We start from the raw sequence: 20471 nt of genomic DNA, 5'->3' as shown, positions 1-20471 counted from the left end.
CAACCAACTAGCTTAGTTATCTCTCGTTTTTACTGTTTTTGGTTTATTCAACCGTTCTTAAAAATGTAAAGAATTTTCGAGAATCGTATGTGTTTCACTGTTTAGTTATCAAGGTTGTCCGTCTTGCGACAGCTTGTTTATTATATCACTCGTTTTTCATCTTGTCAAGAACTTTTTTATTTAATTTTTCAAGTTCTTTTTCGATGTTTGCTAATGTTCCATCAGCAACTCTGATATAATATCATGTCTTCAGTTTCCTGTCAACATCTTTTTTATCTTTTTTTCAACTTTATTCAACCAAATACTTTGTTGTCTGTTGAAAAAAATCCGCCTCATTCAGAAGCGGATTTATTATATCATTATTTTTTCTGCACGTCAAGCACTATTTTACATTTTTTTACACATTTTTTTACAATAACTTCAATTTCCCTGCCTATTGATAAAAAATACTCATAAATATCTTTATCAGGATATCCTGATCATACAGATAGCTTAAAATGTAGTCTTTCTTAACAATCTGAAGAACAGCTTCTCCTATCTCTGTATTGCATACAATCGTCAGTGCCAGAAACAGTATCCATATTACAATGAGGAACTTCGCTGCTCCCAGAAATGCTCCTGCTATCTTATTCATACCGTGGATAACCGGAAGTCTTGATACGAGATTGAGCATCCACGTCACACTTCGCACTAGGATAGTTGACATCAGCAACGAAATCAGAAAGGAAATCCCGTTTACTGCCATACGCGCCAGATACTGTGCAATATAATCAGAAAAAGTGGTTACGGCCAGATACTGGTAAATATCCGAATTGTTATTCTGAGCTAGCCCTTCGCTCAGGAGATCTGGCAGATTCATTTCATTTATAAATGCATCCTGATCTTCTCCGCTGTTTATCTGCATACTGTATTTCTTTTCTACAAACTCCTGACAACTGTCCTGCACTTTCTCATAAACAGATGTTGTCTCACGGATAAACTGATTTACATACGGATTCACAAACCATACAATAGACATCGACAAAAATACACATACAAGTGAAACAACCTCTCGTATCAGTCCCCGTTTATATCCCCTGACACAGGCAAATGCCAATAAGAGTGCAGCAATGACTCCAGCCCATGTTAAAGTCATTTGATTCCTCCTAACTCAATTTTATCACATCTACACCACTGTCAAGTACAAGGAGATATCGGTTCCATCCGATTTTAAAGAAATCTTTAATTGTCCCATCTACACTTCCAAGATATTTCTGAACTCCTCTGCTGTTCATTACACACATCTGAGAGCTGTTATACATTAAAATATTTCCACCACTCAGCTTAATCGTTGTATACGGAATGTTAAAATCCTGTGTGAATTTCAGATTACCATCTGTAGTGTATACTTCCATTGTATACTGTTTATCTTTGCTGTCATTTTTGAACACAAGACCAATCATGTCATTATCTAAAAAAGTACTTACAATTTCTTTGTCTACTTCTACGGTTTTCGTTTCCTTCGGAATCTGACTTCCCTGATAAAGGGTAAAACCATTATCTTTAAGTGCTACAGAACGGTTATTATCAAGATACTGAATCTGTGGTACTACTACGCCTTCGTATTTATAGCCACTGACGATTCTGTCATCTTCATTCTGTCCCACATCTCCAAAATTATAGAATGCAACATAACTGGTTGTATCGCTGCCATCTACAAACTGATATGTGACCATCATAACAACACCATCCTCAGATATGGCAATATCCAGTGGATATCCAGGATCATCCACCTTTGTCTGATTTTCAGCAATCAGACTTCCATCTGTACTGTAAAAATCAATCCAGGTATCATCTCCTCCATCAAGGATGGCCGCTACCAGGCCACTCTTAGAAACCCTCGCCTTAATAATACTGTAAGAAGTTGTCACGCTTCCTGTTTTTCCCGATTTATCATATATTTCCAATGTGTTTCCGTCTTTATCTGCAATCACTGCACGCGTTCCGTTCACATCAGCGATTGGATTCTGCATCTGATAGGTCTCACTCCAGAGCGTACTCATCTTATCAGAAACAAGAGAGACTTCATCAGAACTGTAACGAAGGATATCTCCATCCATTTCTACATAATTTGTAGATACAACATCTTCCTGTTCGCTGGATTGTACCACCTTATAGTTATGGTAGCTTCTCTTTTCTATATAGAATCCTACAGCAGTTACAGCAGCAGCGATTGCCACTACTGTAATGACGGTTTTCTTTACTATATTTCTTTTATGTCTGGATAATTTCCGTTCATAATCATCTGCATATTCATCAACAGACATTCCTTTTTGCTTTGCCAGCCTTTTCTTTTCTGCCTGAAGTTTTTTCTTTTTGTGTTTATTTTTCAATTTCCTGATTGTATTTGCCATTTTAGCCCTTACCTTATTTCTCAATTCATCTACATTTTTATTTATTCTTTGACTATGCTGTGATTTATAGTGTATTCCCAAATCCGCATTTTACAATATCAGAATCCAAACATCCTTGACCCTAATATCATTTTTTCGTTTCATTATAGCACAGTTTTCTAAGGTAATACAATTACTTGTCCGGGATAAATGATTTCATCTGCTGATATCCCATTCAACTGACAGATCTGGCTAATAGCTTCCACACTCCCATATCTGTCCATACATATCTGAAAAAGTGTGTCTCCAGGCTGGATCACATAAGATTCATGCGTTGTATCTGATGCGGCCTCCCTGTTCTCTTTTTCGGCAGCTTCCCTGACACGTTTCTTTGCCTTGCGTTCATCCGCTTCCTGCTGGTAAATTTGTTCTGTTTTATCTGCACTTTCTGTATTTTCTACTTTTGCCGCCGGTACCTGCTCGGTTTTATCTGATTTTGTTTCCGTCCCAACTTTTTTTGCTGCCATCGGAGTCGGAGAAATTTCCTCCCTGATTGTTGGAGTAACGGTTTCCTCTGCTCTGGCTGTCGGTGAAGGTGTAACTTCCTCAACGATCACAGAAGAAACTGTAGCAGCATCTGTTCCTGGCTGTGTTGTCTTCTGGTAACCCCTGTAGAAATTCACGCCCACAGACAAAACTGCAATTGCCAGGCACGCAGTTAATCCATATGAAAAAACAGAAGGAGCTGCCGACTCCTTCTTTGTCTCTTTTTTATCTGTAATTATTTTTCGGAAATCTTTTACAGCCTGATCCTCATAATGTTCCTGCACCTCCGGCTGAAGTTCTTTATTCTTATCGATCATATAAGTCTGCATACTGGGATTTTTCTCATAATAGAGATAGTAACCTCCAAGATGCACCATTTCATTATTCTCATAATGAAAAAAAGCATCCTCCCTTTCCTGCGGCTCCATAAGCATCAGTACTTTTTCGCCACCGAAATGTTTCATGTGTATCTTAGTCATCAGCTCTGAAACTTCCAGCACAAGCTGAGGCTGTGAAAAAAACCAACCTACAATTTCCTGCTCTGCAAAATACTTTTCCTGCTCTTTCTGTATCTTTTTCCACTGCTCCCCCGAAAAATCAATATGATCTGGTGCTGCATCCATATCCTCTGCCATCATTGCCCCTTTTATGAACAGATATGCAGTCTGGGAACGCCATTTAATCTCCCCTGTGAGAACTGCAACTTGTGCCTTCGTCTCACCTGATACATTCTCTGACCTGGCAAGTCTTACCAGAAATGTGTATACATAGTCTTCCATATAAATCTTATAATCGTCGCGTACAAGACCGATCTGCCGTATATTTCTGGGTAATCCGAACGGTTCTTCACCGCTTTTTGCGTCCTGAGATTCATCTTTATAGATTACTTCTATCATATCTCATCACCCCTTCGGGTATCAGAATAGCACAGGCAAATCGCAGATTTTAGCACTTTGTAAGAGAGATTTATAAGAATTTGGCGACAGATTTTGCACTGTGCATAATTTCTCTCTGAACGGGATATGATGAAACATAGATATTGGTATGGAAAATATTTCTAAGAACGTAAAAAATCATCCGGAGGACTGTATGGTATTTTATGTAGACTCGCAAAAAAGCAACTCTCCGCAGGAAATTGCTTCTTTTCTGAACAGATGCATTCTTCATTACCCCGGCAAGTGGTCGGAACTGGTCTTTCTGTGTATCGGAAGCGACCGGGTAACAGGAGACTGTCTCGGTCCGTATATCGGCCATCAGCTGACCGAACGACTAAATGTACATGACATTTATATTTACGGCACACTGAAATCCCCCGTACATGCCCTGAATCTGGAAAAAATTTCCCGCAGGATCAAACTTCTGCATCCTGACAGTCTGGTGATCGCTATTGATGCCTCTCTTGGACAAAAAAAGCACCTCGGGTACGTGACCATCGCAGATGGTGCACTGTACCCAGGTGCCGGAGTTCAAAAAGAACTTCCTCCTGTAGGTGATATTCACATTACAGGGATTGTAAACATCGCTGGACTTCTGGAGCAGTTGACGCTTCAGACTACCCGACTGTCTACTGTAATTTCCCTGGCAGATACCATAACACAGGGAATCTTAAATTATACGAATTCTTTGATCTGTTTGTAGATACCTTCAGCATCAAGACCATATTTCTCAAGAAGAGCTACAGCTGGGCCTGATTCTCCGAATACATCATTTACACCGATACGTTTTACAGGTACAGGAGCTTTTTCAGACAGGCATTCGCATACAGCTCCACCAAGTCCGCCGATTACAGAATGTTCCTCTACAGTTACAACTTTGCCTGTTTCTTTGGCTGCTGCAACTACGAGTTCTTCATCCAGAGGTTTAATTGTATGGATATTGATCACTTTCGCATCTACACCGTCTGCTGCAAGCTTCTCTGCTGCTTCAAGAGCAGGAGCTACACAAAGACCGTTTGCGATGATAGTAAGGTCTTTTCCTTCACGAAGGACGATACCTTTACCTAATTCAAATTTGTAGTCCGGTCTGTCGTTGATAACAGGAGCTGCCAGACGTCCAAATCTCATATATACAGGTCCAACATGCTCGTAAGCTGCTTCTACCATAGCTTTTGCTTCAATATCATCAGAAGGGCATGCAACAACCATTCCCGGGATTGCTCTCATAAGTGCGAAGTCTTCGCAGCACTGATGTGTTGCACCATCTTCACCTACAGAGATTCCACCGTGAGTAGCACCGATCTTTACATTGATCTTCGGATATGCGATAGAGTTACGAACCTGCTCAAAAGCACGTCCTGCTGCAAACATAGCAAATGTGCTGGCAAAAGGAACTTTTCCTGTTGTAGCCAGACCTGCAGCAATACCCATCATATTGCACTCAGCAATACCGCAGTCGATGTGACGTTCCGGGAATTCTTTCTTAAACATACCTGTCTGAGTAGCTGCAGCAAGGTCAGCGTCCAGAACGACCAGGTTGTCATGTTTCTTACCTAATTCAACCAGTGCAGCGCCGTAGCTTGCTCTTGTTGCGATCTTCTTTACTTCTGACATAATGCTTCACCTACCTTTTCTAAGTCTGCCATTGCCTGTGCATACTGCTCGTCATTCGGAGCTTTGCCATGCCATCCGGCCTGGTTTTCCATGAAGGAAACGCCTTTTCCTTTTACAGTTTTCATAATGATCGCTGTAGGCATTCCTTTGGTAGCCTTAGCTTCATCAAAAGCAGCTTTTAACTGGTCCATATCATTTCCGTCTGCAACATTGATCACATGGAAGTTAAATGCTTCAAATTTCTTATCGATCGGGTATGGAGAGCATACATCATCAATCTTACCGTCGATCTGAAGTCCATTGTTATCTACGATCACTACAAGGTTGTCCAGTTTTCTGTGACCTGCGAACATAGCAGCTTCCCATACCTGGCCTTCCTGAATCTCGCCGTCACCTAATAAAGTGTATACGCGATAGCTTTCGTTGCTTAATTTAGCAGAAAGTGCCATACCTACTGCTGCAGAGATTCCCTGTCCAAGAGAACCGCTGGACATATCAACGCCCGGGATATGTTTCATATCCGGATGTCCCTGTAAATAAGATCCCAGATGACGAAGAGTCTTCAGGTCTTCTTTCGGGAAAAATCCTCTTTCTGCAAGTGCAGAATAGTATCCTGGTGCTGTGTGGCCTTTGGAAAGTACGAAACGGTCACGATCAGCTTTCTTAGGATCCTTAGGATCGATATTCATTTCTTCAAAATATAAATATGTGAATACATCTGCTGCAGACAGAGATCCGCCCGGATGTCCTGCTTTTGCAGCATGTACTGCTGTAACGATGTCTTTGCGGACTTCGTTTGCAATTTTCTGAAGTTCTAATTTTTCCATTATGGTAAATTCTCCTTATTCGCCGAATACTGCTTTATAATCTTTCTGGAATTTCTCGATACCTGCATCTGTCAGAGGATGTTTTGTCATCTGTACGATTACGCTGTATGGAACAGTTGCGATGTCAGCACCTGCAAGTGCGCAGTCTGTTACATGGATCGGATTTCTTACGCTTGCTGCGATGATCTCTGTTTCGATTCCAGCAACTTCGAAGATCTCAGCGATCTCACGGATCAGGTCAACGCCTCTTGTGGAAATGTCATCAAGTCTTCCAAGGAATGGAGAAACATATGTTGCACCAGCTCTTGCAGCAAGAAGTGCCTGGTTAGCTGTGAAGATCAGAGTAACGTTTGTTTTGATTCCTTCTGCGGAAAGAACTTTAACTGCTTTCAGACCTTCTACTGTCATCGGGATCTTAACAACCATGTTTGGATGGATCGCTGCGATCTCACGGCCTTCTTTGATCATGCCTTCAGCGTCTGTTGTTGTAGCTTTCACTTCACCGCTGATCGGTCCGTCTACGATAGATGTGATCTCTTTGATTACTTCGTTGAAATCCCTTCCTTCTTTTGCGATAAGAGATGGGTTTGTAGTAACACCACAGATCACTCCCATATCGTTAGCTGCTTTAATATCTTCTACTTTGGCTGTGTCAATAAAAAATTTCATGTTCTTAACCCTCCTGATTTGGTTACTGTTCGCTTTTGACCATTGCCCACTCTTTGTGAGACAACGGTATGTGAACAGTAATAATTTTTGCTCACTTACAAGCGTTCGTTTGTTGATAATTTCATTATATCAAAGTTCTTCGGAAGGTCAAGTGTCCGAAAAATTATTAATAATTTTTCTATTAATAATTATATTTTTTATTAATTCTAATCACCTTGTGAAAGGATTATCAATCAGCATTTTTACAGCTTTCTACAGGATATCATATTTTCAGTTGTGTTCTGAAGTTCCAAATTATTATTAATAATTTCGTATGGCGTATTTAATTAATTTTCCCGGCAGGGTTCTTCCGGGTTCTTGCATATCCGGTTGTTCGCCTGGATATAAGCTTTGGTGTGTATTCGATATTGTAAAGACTGATAGGGGCCGAGTCTGTCAGGGCTCTCTCCCTGGTATCGATCTTGCGCAGGATGATGTCACATGCATCCTGGCCTTTCAGTGCTACGAAATGATCGATAGTAGTCAGAGAAATTCTGCGAATACTGGAATAAAAGATATTATCACATCCAATCACCGACACATCTCTAGGGACATGTACCTTTGCCTCATGAAGTGCATCCAGTGCTCCGATTGCCATCATGTCATTCTGACCGGCAATAGCAGTAAACTGTCTGCCCTCCTGCAGAAGTTCCATCGTAAGCTGATATCCCATGGAATACTCGGTGTCCATCCGGGGGATTCTGGAATCAATGGATTCGTCTGCTGCCTTGATGATCACATGGTCCTTCAGACCTTCCTTCTCAAATTCTTTTACAAAACCGTTTACACGTTTACTTCTCTGCCACTGCCTTCTGGTCAGCGGAGGAGTGATAAATGCTACATCTCTGTGTCCAAGATCAAGCAAATGTCTTGCCATCATTTTTCCCACCACTGTATTGTCCTGATTAATAGCATCTACTGTGGTGGTTTTCTCCTTGTTGCTGATAATAACAAGGGGGATACTCTGCGCCAGTTCCTCTACCTGCTGCTGGAAATCCGGATTTGGATTACAGCTGTAGATGATTCCCTGAGGCTGAATGGTGTGCATCATCCGAAGGTATTTCTCCTCCAGACGGGCATCTCTTTGTGTATTGCAGATAAAGACGCCATAGCCTTGCTTGTTTGCGACTGCCTCTACTCCCTGGAGCAGAAGTACATAATATGGGCTCGTCAGAGTTGGGCAAAAGACAACGATCAGTTTCTCCTTCCTGCTGTCTTTCTTGTTTTTGCGGCCCGGAAGCTGGTAGCCTAATTCTCTGGCTGCCTGTTCTACCTTCTCTACGGTTTCTCTGGAAAAAGATACATTGTATTTTTTATTCAGGACCATGGAGACAGTTGCCTGGGAGACTCCGGCTCTCTGGGCCACATCGGAAGAAGTTGCTTTCTTTTTTGACAAAAGTACTCCTCCTTTATATCAATTTTTTCGTCAAGCAAACAAATTTCGTTCGCCTGTTAAGTCAAGCAGTTATTCGCCAACCGCTTATTTGTTTAATTGTACAGGAAAGCTTTCTCCTGTACATTATAACTCTACTCGGCCCTCAAGAGCACGAAGCAGAGTTACTTCGTCAATATATTCCAGATCACCGCCTACCGGAACACCGCTGGCGATCCTGCTGACTTTAATCCCTGTTGGCTTGATCAGTTTGCTGATGTACATAGCTGTTGTCTCGCCTTCCAGACTGGAGTTGGTGGCAACGATCACTTCTTTTACATCGTCTTTGGTCAGACGCTGCATAAGTTCTTTCAACTTGATATCATCTGGTCCAACTCCAAGCATAGGTGAGATTGCACCGTGAAGTACATGATAAACACCATCAAATTTACCGGTTTTTTCATAAGCGGCAAGATCTCTGGTATTCTCCACTACCATGATCACAGAATGGTCTCGCTTGTCATTGCTGCAGATCGGACATATTTCCCTGTCTGTAAGAGTGTAGCAGCATTTACAATACTGCACATTCTCTCTTGCATTCACGATAGATGATGTAAGCTGGTCTACCTGATCTTTTGGCATATTCATAATGTGAAATGCCAGTCTCTGTGCTGACTTCGCACCGATTCCCGGAAGATGGGAAAGCTGCTCGATCAGCTTATTGATATGACTGCTGTAGTATTCCATCAGAATGGAAGTCCTCCACCAAGTCCGCCCAGACCACCGGTCAATTTGGACATAACAGCCGTGGATTCTTCTTCTACTTTACGAAGTGCTTCGTTTGTAGCTGCTACGATCAGGTCTTCCAACATTTCGATGTCGTCTGGATCTACTACTTCTTCCTGAAGTTTCACTTTCGTTACTTCTCTCTTACCGGAGATTGTCACTTCTACAGCTCCGCCGCCTGCAGTTGCTGTGAATTCTTTCTCTTCGAGAGCTTTCTGGTTCTCTTCCATCTGGCGCTGCATCTTCTGCGCCTGTTTCATAAGATTATTCATATTTCCCGGCATACCCATTCCCGGGAATCCTCCACGTTTTGCCATTTGTGGTATCCTCCTTGTTATTCATTCTTATTTATATTCTTGATATGTTTCATGTCTCATCAGGATCCAGTCATAACTGCCTGTCAGGCTGCCAGATTCTCAACCGGTCATTATTCCTGTGGTTCATCAGGATCTTCCTCTATAATAACGTCCATATGGATATTATCCCTGATTGCCTGATCCACGGTAATATCTGCCAGGTTTGTATGCTGATGCTGATTGGCTACCAGCATCTCAATTTCTACGGATTTTCCTGTCTGTGCGGCAATGATATCCTGAAGTTCTTTCTTCGCATCTGGATCATCAACATATGACTGACCCAGGAAATCCTGAAATTCTACATAAAGGATTGGCTCTCCAGTCTCACCATTATACTTCGGAATTGACTTTTGAAGCATCTGTTTGAACATCCCTGTTGTCTGACCTGTGATCACTCTCCATCCAGCTACGATCTTCTGCAGATCCTCTGGAGCTGCTTTTGCCGGAGGCTTCTTCTCTGCTGCCGCAACAACTGCACCAGTTTCTGCACCGGACACACTGTTTCCCTGCTGTACGATCACCTGTTGCACCGGGCGCTCATCCATACGCTGTTCCAGTACACGCAGTCTGTCCAGAACGGAATCCAGATTTGTCTCCATTGCAGGACGGCAGAGTTTGATCAGTGCAATCTCTACCAGAACTCGTTTCTGAGTGGCATAGCGGATCTGATTGGAAAGATCAGAAAAAATGCGGATATAGCGCATCAGTGTCTCCACATCCAGCATCGTGCTCTCTTCTTTCAGAAGCTTCATGTTCTCTGAAGAAACATCAATCGCTTCCTCCGGATCCTCAGATGTCTTCACAAGAAGAAGATTTCGCATATACCAGGTAAAATCTCCAACAAACTGGCTCAGTTCCCTTCCTCCTACAATCAGTTCCTCCAGGATATGGATGGAACCTGTCACATCTCCCTGGATTACTTTTCGCAGAAGTTTACTGAATACTTCTGTGTCAACAGCTCCAAGAACTTCCAGAACTTTATCATAGGTAAGTTCCTGGCCCAGGTAAAAGGCGATACACTGATCAAGAAGACTAAGCGCATCTCGCATAGAACCGTCTCCTGCCTTCGCTACATAGCGGACTGCTTTTTCCTCGGCTTCTATGCCTTCGACTTTGAGCAGTTCATCCAGTCTGGCAGCGATCGTATCTATGGTAATTCTGTGGAAATCATATCTCTGGCATCTGGACAAGATTGTAATAGGAATCTTGTGTGCCTCTGTTGTTGCAAGGATAAACATAACATAAGACGGCGGTTCTTCCAGCGTTTTCAGCAAGGCGTTGAATGCGCCTACGGAAAGCATATGAACCTCGTCTATGATGTATACTTTGTATTTACCTTCTGTGGGGCGGTAGGAAACCTCTTCTCTGATCTCTCGGATGTTATCTACACCGTTGTTGGATGCAGCATCGATTTCGATCACATTCATTGCAGTTCCTGCCTGGATTGCTTTGCACATGGCGCATTCGTTGCAGGGGCTGCCGTTTACGGGATGTTCACAGTTGACTGCTTTCGCCAGAATCTTGGCTACTGTTGTTTTACCGGTACCTCTGGTTCCACAGAACAGATAGGCATGGCCAATACGGTTGTGCTTAATCTGGTTGGTCAGGGTAGTCACGATGTGATCCTGACCTTTGACATCTGCAAAATTATCCGGTCTGAATTTTCTGTAAAGAGCAGTGTAACTCATGAACAAACTCCTCTCTTATTATCACAGCCGCCGCGGAAAAAATTCCCGCGGCGGTCTTTTTTACATCAGTATCTTATATGAAAAGGTATCTTCCAGTCAAGTACTGTTTCGTTATCAGTCACCGAAACTGATGCCGATCTGCTTAGCAGCCTGTACCAGCTGGTCTTTTGGTGATACCATCTTAAGTTTGCCAGCACACTCTTCAAGCGGTACTCGTTTGATCTTGCCATTTACCACGCCGATCATTACACCGTATTCACCGTCGATGATAGCCTGTGCTGCGCCTGCGCCGATTCTTGTAGAAAGAACGCGGTCATATGGGCATGGTTCTCCGCCTCGCTGTGTATGGCCAGGTACTGTGACACGTACTTCGCTTCCGATCTCTTTAAAGATCTGATCAGCGATCTCGTAGGAAACAGACGGATATTTCTTTGCTCTGGCTTCCAGTTTCTCTTTGTATTTCTTCTTAGGAAGTTCTGCGTCTTCTTTGGAGATCGCACCTTCTGCAACTGCAAGGATCGTGAAACGTTTGCCTGCTTTGGCACGTTTCTGGATAGCTGCTGTGACTTTCTTGATATCATATGGGATTTCAGGGATCAGGATGATATCTGCACCACCGGCAACACCTGCATGAAGTGTCAGGCTTCCTACTTTGTGTCCCATGATTTCTACGATAAATACACGACCATGTGAAGATGCAGTTGTATGGATGCAGTCAATGGCGTTTGTTGCAATGTTTACTGCACTCTGGAAACCAAATGTCATGTCTGTTCCATAGATATCATTGTCAATGGTCTTTGGAAGATGGATAATGTTTAATCCTTCTTCTCTCAGGAGGTTTGCAGTCTTCTGGGTTCCGTTTCCACCGAGGATTACCAGGCAGTCAAGGCAGAGTTTGTAATAGGTCTGCTTCATTGCTTCAACCTTATCCAGGCCATTCTCATCCGGGACGCGCATCAGCTTAAACGGCTGTCTGGAAGTTCCGAGGATCGTTCCGCCCTGTGTAAGGATTCCTGAGAAGTCCTTGGCTGTAAGCATACGGTATTTGCCATAGATCAGTCCCTTATATCCATCGTCAAATCCATAAACTTCTAATTCGTCTACATTGTTGGTCAGTCCTTTTACTACTCCTCGCATGGTAGCGTTAAGTGCCTGACAGTCACCGCCGCTGGTAAGCATACCTATTCTTTTGATCATGATAGTATCCTCCATTTCTGTGTTTATCAATATCCAATACAAGACACGCCGTATATTCATGGTTACTGGGCACGGAGTGAACAGTAACTATTTATGTGTTATTATCAGAAAATGAACCATAACACCATAACATATCTGTTTCCAGAATAAAGATAGTTTATTTCTATTTATTATATAATATTTACTGTTTTCACACAATAGTGTTGGAAAACTTTTGTAACACTGATCACTCCTTGCACAGTGTCACTTTTGTTCTTGACAAAAGCAGCTTCCGCCTATATAATCAAGAGTGCGCAGCCGGGGAGATAGCGGTGCCCTGTACCTGCAATCCGCTACAGCAGGGGTGATGCCAATCTGAGGCTTGTATCCTGTGGAGCTGCCCTTTATAAGTGGCGTTGACGTTTGGGTCTTACGCAACAGGAATCTGTGAACCGTGTCAGGACAGGAATGTAGCAGCACTAAGCAGAAGCTCTTGTGTGCCGTAAGGGTGCCTGGGCTGAGTTAACTGTAGAGGTAACGTCTGTGGGACCATTCCGAAGTGCGGCGCGCAAAAAAGAATATTCATGATGCAAGTCATCATATAATCAAAAGCATTCTGGATTTTATCTGCGGATAACTTCTGGAATGCTTTTTATTTCTTTGATTTAAAAAATCTTTATAGCAAAAGAAGCAAGGAATTTTCCTTGCTTCTTTTGAGTTTTTCTATTTGTTTCCAATATTAATCTTCTACTGCCCGTACCCGGCTTCTGTTCTTATATTTTTTCATCACATGGAAGTAATACGGAACCAGCGGAATCAATGCTGCGATCCATGCAGTCGGATCTGCCAGACATACACCTGCAAAGGAAGTACGTCCTGCGATCAGTACAACAATTCCGGTTCTTGCTACCAGTTCAAACACACCTCCAAGCATCGGCACAAGACCATATCCCATTCCCTGTAAAGTGTTACGGTACAGGAAGATGCTTCCCAAGAATGGATACGCCCAGAACACTGTTCTAAAATATGTAACAGATACTTTCACCACATCCTGTTCGGACGGATCTACAAAAAGATATGTCAGATACTTTCCGAAGAAGAACATCAGGAACATGACAAAGATGCTCCACCCCCAGATCATAAGCTGTGTATATCGCACCCCTAATTTCACACGATCCATTTTTCCGGCACCGCGGTTCTGTCCTACATAAGTTGCAATTGTTGCACCAAAGGATGTAAATACTGTAGCAAAAATATTCTGGATCTTACCGGCAGCTGAGAATCCTGCCATATATACAGGTCCGTAAATATTAACCGCGCTCTGAACAATGATCGTTCCGATCGCTGTAATAGAGAACTGTAAGCCCATCGGAATTCCCAGTTTCAGAAGTCTGGCAAAACTATCCCAGGATATCTCAAAGTTTTTCCGTTCCAGATGGAGGATTGGAAATCTTTTAATAATATAAATCAGACAGCATACCGCAGAAATTCCCTGCGCGATTACAGTAGCGTAACCACATCCCTCTACTCCCATTCCAAATACTGCAATAAACACTACATCTAAGATCACATTGATCACAGCTGAAATGATTAAGAAGTACAACGGCGATTTAGAATCCCCCAATGCACGCAGAAATGCAGCAAGAGCATTGTATGCACCTGTGATAATAAGACCTGCGTAAATAATTCCCATGTAAGCAGTTACATCGCTGAACACTTCTTCCGGTGAGTTCATCAGATGCAGGATCGGTTTATTTGCAATACTGAATCCTATTGTCATTGCAACGGAAAACGCCGCCATCAGATAAATAGACATCGCAACATAGTGCCGCATTCTATCATATTTTTTCGCGCCAAACATCTGGGCTATGATGATTGCAAATCCACTGCAGAGTCCGTTGAGCCATCCTGTCACAAAGAACATCAGTGAACCGGTACTTCCAATCGCCGCAAGAGCATTTACCCCGATGAATTTTCCGGCAACAATGGAATCTGCTATGTTATAAAACTGCTGAAAAAGATTTCCCAGACACATCGGAATCATAAATTTTATGATCAGACTCACCGGATTTCCGACAGTCATATCATTTGTTGTATCTCTTCTCATTATTTATCCGCCTCTTTCTCACTCTGCTGATTCTCAAGTTTCTCCCGCTCTGCTTTGCGGGCTGCTTTTTCCTGTTTCTTTTTCTCACGAAGTCTCTTGAAAAAATCAGACAACATCGTAGAGCATTCTTCTTCCAGAACCCCCTGCGTGATCTTTACCTGATGATTGAATCCTTCAACCTGCAGAAGGTTCATTACAGAACCAGCGCAGCCGGCCTTAGAATTCATACATCCAATCACTACCTCGTCGATTCTTGACTGAACAAGCGCTCCGGAACACATCTGACATGGTTCCAGTGTTACATACATTGTACAACCCTCAAGCCGCCAGTCGCCAAGTTTTTTGCTGGCTTTGCGGATTGCATTCAGTTCTGCATGAGATAGTGTGTTCTTATCTGTATTTCTTCTGTTATATCCGCGTGCAATGATCTTGCCTTCATATACGATCACGCAGCCGATCGGTACTTCTTCCAGAGCTTCCGCTTTCTTTGCCTGGCGGATAGCTTCTTTCATAAAACGTTCCTGATCTGTCAAACTTTGTCTCCCTTTCCATTTTAAACATAAAAAAAGCCCGGAATCTATTAATCTCCAAGCAAATTAAAATACAGTTACATACATTAGAACCTATCTGTAATTTAATACAATAAGTCTTTTGGATTCAAAAACAACGATAGCAGAAATTTATTACAAAATCAACCAATTCATATAAATTTACCAATTCTTTTAACCGACAAAAAATAAGGAGACCATAATCCATAAAATGAATTATCATCCCCTTACATATTGTAATATTTATGTCCTGTTTTGAAATGATATAATCAGTATCTTTCTTTTTTAGCGAATATTCAGAAAAGCATATCATTTTTATTCTTTATTGCCCGAATATGTCAGCCTATATATCTTACAGATACATCCTCCCATCTATCGCCGGTTATTTTTACTTTCTTTGTATCAAGTGTAAAGTTATTTTTATTGTTATAGCATACAACCGCAGAACCTTTCATTCTTACATCGATAGAGCCGCCTGTCATAGAAAATTTCTTTCTTGGACTTCCAACTTCGATTACAGATCCATTTGCTCCGCCAATAAATTTTCCGCCGGTTATAGATGTTGTACTATTAGCTCCGCAGTACAGAACATAAGAATTCTCAGATGTAAATGTTCCACCTTTAATAGTCATGGAACTGTAGTTCATGATCGCACCGCAGTCTCCCATATACTTTCCGCCGGAAATTGTAACTTTTCCTTTGTTATTATAAACAATGCCAACTACATTCTGAATATATGAATCAGCATATGTTCCACCTTTCAAGTTGATCGTTGCTTTTTCTGAATAAATAACCGGATAATTACATGTTCTGTCATAATTTCCAAACGTCCCACCATTAATAGTTACTGTACCTTTTTCTCCGTAAACACAGTTATATCTTGCTTTTACAGTTGCTTTTTTTATCACTAATGAACCACCATAGTTACAGAAAGCTGAATATTTTTTATTCACTATTTTTCCATTGTTAACTACCGTTTTTCCACTGTTAATGATCTGCTGATAAGTTCCGCCATTTACTGTTAGTGTAGCACCTTTTTCTGTAAATATCGTTCCATTTAAAGTACCATTGAGAATAGTTACTTTACCAGCTATGATATCAAATGTACCATCGTTTTCATCTGCTACCTTTGATATGATCTTATGTTTATTCATATCAAAGGTATAAGTCACATTCTTTTTGGATACAAGAGTCTTTGTCACTGTAATATCCTGGTTCAATTTGATCGTCTGACCATTCTTGACTGCTGTCAGTGCTTTCTGTACTGTTGCATAGTTTTTGCTTCCAATTGATGCCTGTCCGCTGGTTGCAGATACATTAATGCTGTACATAAGAACAAGTGTTAACGTCAGCAGCATTACTTTAAAAACCTTTCCTAATCTGTTTTTCATACTCTTTCTTCTCCTTTTTCGTATTTTTATATCCTGATATTAACAAAAAGAACAAGGGACATTCTTTTTACAGATACCGGATATTTAAATACATCTTACCTATCCCGATCCGATTTTTCAACAATATTTTTAAATTTTTATCAGATTTCTGTAATTATTCTTATATTTATATTTTAGAAAGATTTTTTTAGATTTTTATACGTAAAAAAGAATGGTTTTCCTTTTTATAACGCAAAAAAACCTGAAGACTTATCATCTTCAGGTTTTCTATGCTTAGTCGAAGCGACGGGATTCGAACCCACGACCTCTGCGTCCCGAACGCAGCGCTCTACCAAACTGAGCCACGCTTCGTCAATGCAAGTGCTATTATATTAATAAAATTGCAGTTTGTCAATAGATTTTTTCAAATTTTTTTAATTTTTTCGAATATTTTTTTTCGAGGGTCATATACATTATTGAATCTGGTTTTACGGAGGAAAGATTTTGGCTGGATATCGGCGTTTTATCGCATATGTATATGACTATGAAAATGGTAAGAAGGGCAGCAACTGCGGTTTTATTAAGGTAGAGGTGAAGGATCAGCAGTGTTCTGTGCAGGTGCATCTGCATTGTCCGGGGCTGCTGGAGGATGTGGGATGCAGGGTCTATGGATTTACAAGGAAAGATGGTTTGATCAACGGAGTTCTGCTGGATACCTGTGAGACAGAGAAAGAAATTATAGAATGTATGATCGTGACAGATGCAATGGATATGAATGCATCCGGCATTTCTATGGGGAAAATGGGTGGAATGGTCATTACTACGGATACCGGAGGCTTTTTCGGCACAGAATGGGATGACCAGCCAATCCGGCCGGAGAATTTCCGGGAAATAAAAATCACGCCGGCTGATGCAGTGCCGGAAATGGTTCCTGTCTCAAATAACGCAGATACTGTTTCAGAAGATGCAGCTTCCTCTGACATTGAAAGTTCTTCTATCACTGCTGCTATACAGGAGATTTCACTTCCTATTACTGAGCAATCACCTGAGAGTTTCCCTGAAACAATGTCATCTGATACGATTCCACTTAATACACTATCACCTGATACATTTGATACATTCCATGATACTGCTGATTTCGGAGAGAACCCTGAGGTTATAAAGTCCTCAAACACTGCCATATCTGAAGAACAGCTGAAACCAGCATCATCTGCTGAGTCAGAGTCTTTGAAAAACACTGTACCTACAGTACCAGACAATGTCTCTGAACATACAGAAGCACAGATACTTAACACCCCTGCCCAAAATACAGGAGCAACTCCAGACGTATCATCTTTGCAACAGAACCGCAGTGAATACCGTAAGCCTTCGTCTTCCTCTAATTCTCAGGTTTTCACTGAATTCACTCCATTCTCAGACGGCGAGCTTACTGCTGCATGGAAGATACACCTCAATGACCTGAAGCGCTTCCCACGGCACTACTGCGCTTTACGTAATAACCGTTTTATCCAATATGGTCATTATAATTTCGGGCATTTGCTTTTGGGACAAAGAAATAACGGACAGTATATCCTGGGCGTTCCAGGCGGATATAACCAACAGGAACGTTTTATGGCAAATATGTTTGGCTTTCCTTATTTCAAGGAGAGCAGCTACGTGGAAATACCCAAAGCGCGAGGCGGCTATTGGTACCGTTTAATCGATGCCCCGGATTCCCACAGATAAAATTGTCTTCTGAAGGATCTTCTGAAATTCCTGAAGTTCTTCAAAAGTATAACTTCCATATCCCGGCTTGAGGACTCCATCTGAGTCCTTATAAGCCTGGAGATAGTATTCTTTTGCTCCCTTGAGCCATTGACTGATCTCTTCAAAGTCTTTCTGTGTGTGCAGTTCCCTGACCACGGTAGTCCGAAATTCATAGTCCAGAGTTCCGTGAAGCAGGAAGTCTGCTGTTTCAAAGATACTGTCCATATCCGGTTTCTCAACTCCTGTTAGGTTCGCATAATTATCCGGGCAGGCTTTTATATCCATTGCCACCTTATCGATCAGGCTAGCTTCTGCAAGATGTTTCACGATCTTTGGACGTGATCCATTCGTATCCAACTTAACCGCATATCCCAATTCTTTAATTTTCTCTAAAAATCCTTCCAGGCCATCAGATAATGTAGGCTCCCCTCCGGAAATACACACCCCATCCAGAATTCCCTTTCTCTTTCGCAAAAATGCCAGCAGCTCCTCCTGGCTGTAATCCGGCTGTTCTCCTGGCGCCACAACCAATACCCCATTCTGACAGAATGGACATCGAAAATTGCAGCTTCCCAGAAATATAGTGCTGGCTACTTTTCCCGGATAATCCAGCAATGTTGTTTTGTTAAAACCACAGATTCTCATTATTTTCTCCCCCCTATACAAAAAGAACCCCGTTTTACCAAGGTTCTCTTTTAACTGTTCTATTATAATCTACTCTATTAATTCAGCTGATAAACCTCTGCTGACTGAAGTCCGAAGCTTAATGCTTCTGAATGGCTGTTGCAGTAAATATCTACGTGTCCGTAAGGAGTTCCCAGATCCTCTACTGTATAGACATTTCCATTGATCAGAAGCTGAGTTCCGAATGGAACACCTGCCATAGCTACTGTACGTCCTGCAGTCGGAACGGTTCCACTGGCTGTCAGGTTGCCTGCTGTACCGCAGCACTGTGCGCAGTTACAATATGCAGTCAGTGTAAAGTTACCAAGATATTTTCCCTGACCTGAACTTGAACTGTCTGAGGAAGACTGGCTGTCATCTGATGCAGAACTGTCTGCTGTGTCTTCATAGTCACTGGTGTCCTCACTCTCATCATAGGATGTATCGCTGTCTTCGCTATAAGAATCTTCGGAATCAGCTTCTTCATCATAAGATGTATCTTCAGAATATGTATCATCTGAGGAATCTGTATCAGAGGACTCTTCATAAGAATCCGTTTCATCATAGTTCTCAGATTCTGAACTGTCTGTACTCTCCTGCTCCTGTGCTGCCTGAGCTTCTGCTTCTGCCTCCGCTTTCGCCTGGGCTGCTTCTCTGGCCGCTTTTTCTTCCTCTGCCTGCTGTACCAGCTGAGCAATGCTGTTATCTGCATTGTTGATCTCTGCTGTCAGTGCTGCTGCCTCTTCCTGGCTTGCACTGATCTGATTTACATAAGAGGAAATATTATCACTTGTGCTCGCCGCAAGATCCTGAACCTCCTGCTGCTTGGAAGCTCTCTCTGTAAGAAGTTCATCAATAGAAGCTTTCTCTTCTTCTGCTGTAGCTTCCTGCTCCTTGATGGTGTTCTGAAGATTCTCACATTTCTCCAGCATATTTCTGTCATACTCGGACATCTTCGCAACGTTCTCAGCATTGTTAAGGAACTCGGACAGGTCTTTGGATGACAGTAAGGTTGTCAGTGCAGATGTACCACCGTTCTCATAGATATACTGGATACGAAGTTTCATATCATCGTACTGTTTATTTAATGCTTTCTTAGCTTTCTTTAATTCTGTATGGAGCTGATTCAGTTCGTTCTCTTTCTCCCCGGCCTGTACGCTGAGGTCTGAGATCTCGTTGGTCAGATCTTCATACTGTGTATTTAAATCAGACAGATAGTTCTCCAGCTCCTGCTTCTTGCTCTCAAGGCTGCTGATGTTTGCCTGCGCCTGTGCAAGTCCGGCTTCTGCTTCCTGCTTCTGAGCCTGCATGTCAGCGATTGCATCTTCGGTTGCGTATGCAGTTGTTCCCATGGAAAAAGTAAGCATTCCAGCCAGCAGTAATGAAAAAACTTTTTTCTTCATAAATTAATCACCTTTCTACTTGATCTGAATGCTAGTATACCATATTTCGTAAATAAATCAACACTTTTTATTAACTTTTGTAATAATTACGTAATATTTCACATTTTCAGAAACTCAAAAAAGCACTGCCCCATTTGATCTGCCCCTTGTCAAGTAGACAAGCAAAATATTCAAAATGAATTTCTAAATGTACCCGCCATGTCTGATTTGATGTGGCGGGTATTTATGTTTATGAAACATTTATTCCACGGCCA

Annotated in this window: 18 protein-coding genes, 1 tRNA gene and 1 other RNA gene; 3 read left to right on the top strand and 17 right to left on the bottom strand. The window is 41.9% G+C overall.

Annotated elements, in window-relative coordinates; all coding sequences use genetic code 11:
* Positions 1-433 precede the first annotated feature (433 nt).
* The 3 genes from KQI87_RS10735 to KQI87_RS10725 form a co-directional block, all read right to left on the bottom strand.
* Positions 434-1135 carry a CvpA family protein gene (locus KQI87_RS10735; protein ID WP_216460152.1) on the bottom strand — a complete coding sequence of 234 codons (702 nt, stop codon included), beginning with the start codon at positions 1133-1135 and terminating at the stop codon, positions 434-436.
* 10 nt (positions 1136-1145) lie between these two features.
* Positions 1146-2393: a DUF5711 family protein gene (locus KQI87_RS10730; protein ID WP_216460151.1), complete on the bottom strand. Its 1248-nt coding sequence runs from the start codon at positions 2391-2393 to the stop codon at positions 1146-1148.
* Positions 2394-2551: 158 nt separating this feature from the next.
* On the bottom strand, positions 2552-3814 hold the full coding sequence (locus KQI87_RS10725; RefSeq protein WP_216460150.1) for a LysM peptidoglycan-binding domain-containing protein: 1263 nt from the start codon (positions 3812-3814) through the stop codon (positions 2552-2554).
* 193 nt (positions 3815-4007) lie between these two features.
* Between KQI87_RS10725 and yyaC the strand changes: the two genes are divergently transcribed.
* Positions 4008-4556 (top strand): spore protease YyaC, encoded by a 549-nt coding sequence (gene yyaC, locus KQI87_RS10720; RefSeq protein WP_216460149.1) that lies wholly within the window; start codon positions 4008-4010, stop codon positions 4554-4556.
* Here the strand turns inward: yyaC and KQI87_RS10715 are convergent.
* The 8 genes from KQI87_RS10715 to KQI87_RS10680 form a co-directional block, all read right to left on the bottom strand.
* The gene (locus KQI87_RS10715; RefSeq protein ID WP_216460148.1) at positions 4529-5467 is read right to left on the bottom strand and encodes a transketolase family protein; all 939 of its coding nucleotides are present in this window, start codon (positions 5465-5467) and stop codon (positions 4529-4531) included. The two genes, yyaC and KQI87_RS10715, sit on opposite strands and share 28 nt — an antisense overlap.
* Positions 5455-6294, bottom strand: coding sequence for a transketolase (locus KQI87_RS10710; protein ID WP_019160570.1), 840 nt, complete (start codon positions 6292-6294; stop codon positions 5455-5457). Before KQI87_RS10710 ends, KQI87_RS10715 begins: the two co-directional genes overlap by 13 nt.
* 15 nt (positions 6295-6309) lie before the next feature.
* Positions 6310-6963: a fructose-6-phosphate aldolase gene (gene fsa, locus KQI87_RS10705; RefSeq protein ID WP_216460147.1), complete on the bottom strand. Its 654-nt coding sequence runs from the start codon at positions 6961-6963 to the stop codon at positions 6310-6312.
* 322 nt (positions 6964-7285) lie between these two features.
* Positions 7286-8398, bottom strand: coding sequence for a LacI family DNA-binding transcriptional regulator (locus KQI87_RS10700; protein ID WP_216460146.1), 1113 nt, complete (start codon positions 8396-8398; stop codon positions 7286-7288).
* A gap of 123 nt (positions 8399-8521) precedes the next feature.
* Positions 8522-9121 carry a recombination mediator RecR gene (recR, locus tag KQI87_RS10695; RefSeq protein WP_216460145.1) on the bottom strand — a complete coding sequence of 200 codons (600 nt, stop codon included), beginning with the start codon at positions 9119-9121 and terminating at the stop codon, positions 8522-8524.
* Positions 9121-9477 carry a YbaB/EbfC family nucleoid-associated protein gene (locus KQI87_RS10690; RefSeq protein WP_008706923.1) on the bottom strand — a complete coding sequence of 119 codons (357 nt, stop codon included), beginning with the start codon at positions 9475-9477 and terminating at the stop codon, positions 9121-9123. Before KQI87_RS10690 ends, recR begins: the two co-directional genes overlap by 1 nt.
* Positions 9478-9587: 110 nt before the next feature.
* Positions 9588-11204 (bottom strand): DNA polymerase III subunit gamma/tau, encoded by a 1617-nt coding sequence (dnaX, locus tag KQI87_RS10685; RefSeq protein ID WP_216460144.1) that lies wholly within the window; start codon positions 11202-11204, stop codon positions 9588-9590.
* Positions 11205-11318: 114 nt separating this feature from the next.
* The gene (locus tag KQI87_RS10680; protein ID WP_216460143.1) at positions 11319-12401 is read right to left on the bottom strand and encodes a 6-phosphofructokinase; all 1083 of its coding nucleotides are present in this window, start codon (positions 12399-12401) and stop codon (positions 11319-11321) included.
* 289 nt (positions 12402-12690) lie between these two features.
* Here KQI87_RS10680 and ffs point away from each other — a divergent pair.
* Positions 12691-12950: signal recognition particle sRNA large type (gene ffs, locus KQI87_RS10675), an RNA gene on the top strand.
* A 169-nt stretch (positions 12951-13119) separates the two neighbouring features.
* Here the strand turns inward: ffs and KQI87_RS10670 are convergent.
* The 4 genes from KQI87_RS10670 to KQI87_RS10655 all read right to left on the bottom strand — a co-directional run bounded on the left by KQI87_RS10670 (position 13120) and on the right by KQI87_RS10655 (position 16777).
* Positions 13120-14487 (bottom strand): MATE family efflux transporter, encoded by a 1368-nt coding sequence (locus tag KQI87_RS10670; RefSeq protein WP_216460142.1) that lies wholly within the window; start codon positions 14485-14487, stop codon positions 13120-13122.
* The gene (tadA, locus tag KQI87_RS10665) at positions 14487-15020 is read right to left on the bottom strand and encodes a tRNA adenosine(34) deaminase TadA (protein ID WP_216460141.1); all 534 of its coding nucleotides are present in this window, start codon (positions 15018-15020) and stop codon (positions 14487-14489) included. Before tadA ends, KQI87_RS10670 begins: the two co-directional genes overlap by 1 nt.
* 353 nt (positions 15021-15373) lie before the next feature.
* Positions 15374-16426, bottom strand: coding sequence for a hypothetical protein (locus KQI87_RS10660; protein WP_216460140.1), 1053 nt, complete (start codon positions 16424-16426; stop codon positions 15374-15376).
* Between the two features lie 277 nt (positions 16427-16703).
* A tRNA-Pro gene (locus tag KQI87_RS10655) sits at positions 16704-16777 on the bottom strand.
* Positions 16778-16909: 132 nt separating this feature from the next.
* Between KQI87_RS10655 and KQI87_RS10650 the strand changes: the two genes are divergently transcribed.
* Positions 16910-18130, top strand: coding sequence for a DUF6128 domain-containing protein (locus tag KQI87_RS10650; protein WP_216460139.1), 1221 nt, complete (start codon positions 16910-16912; stop codon positions 18128-18130).
* Here KQI87_RS10650 and KQI87_RS10645 read toward each other — a convergent pair.
* Together KQI87_RS10645 and KQI87_RS10640 are read right to left on the bottom strand one after the other, a co-directional pair.
* Positions 18101-18796 carry an anaerobic ribonucleoside-triphosphate reductase activating protein gene (locus KQI87_RS10645; protein WP_216460138.1) on the bottom strand — a complete coding sequence of 232 codons (696 nt, stop codon included), beginning with the start codon at positions 18794-18796 and terminating at the stop codon, positions 18101-18103. The two genes, KQI87_RS10650 and KQI87_RS10645, sit on opposite strands and share 30 nt — an antisense overlap.
* Positions 18797-18873: 77 nt before the next feature.
* Positions 18874-20217, bottom strand: a complete 1344-nt coding sequence (locus tag KQI87_RS10640; protein ID WP_216460137.1) for a PcsB-like coiled-coil domain-containing protein — start codon at positions 20215-20217, stop codon at positions 18874-18876.
* Positions 20218-20471: the final 254 nt, after the last annotated feature.

Source organism: Blautia sp. MSJ-9 (assembly GCF_018919065.1).
Classification (GTDB): Bacteria; Bacillota; Clostridia; order Lachnospirales; family Lachnospiraceae; genus Blautia_A.
The sequence above is the reverse complement of the archived record's forward strand: the minus strand, read 5'-3'. Positions and strand labels throughout refer to the sequence as shown.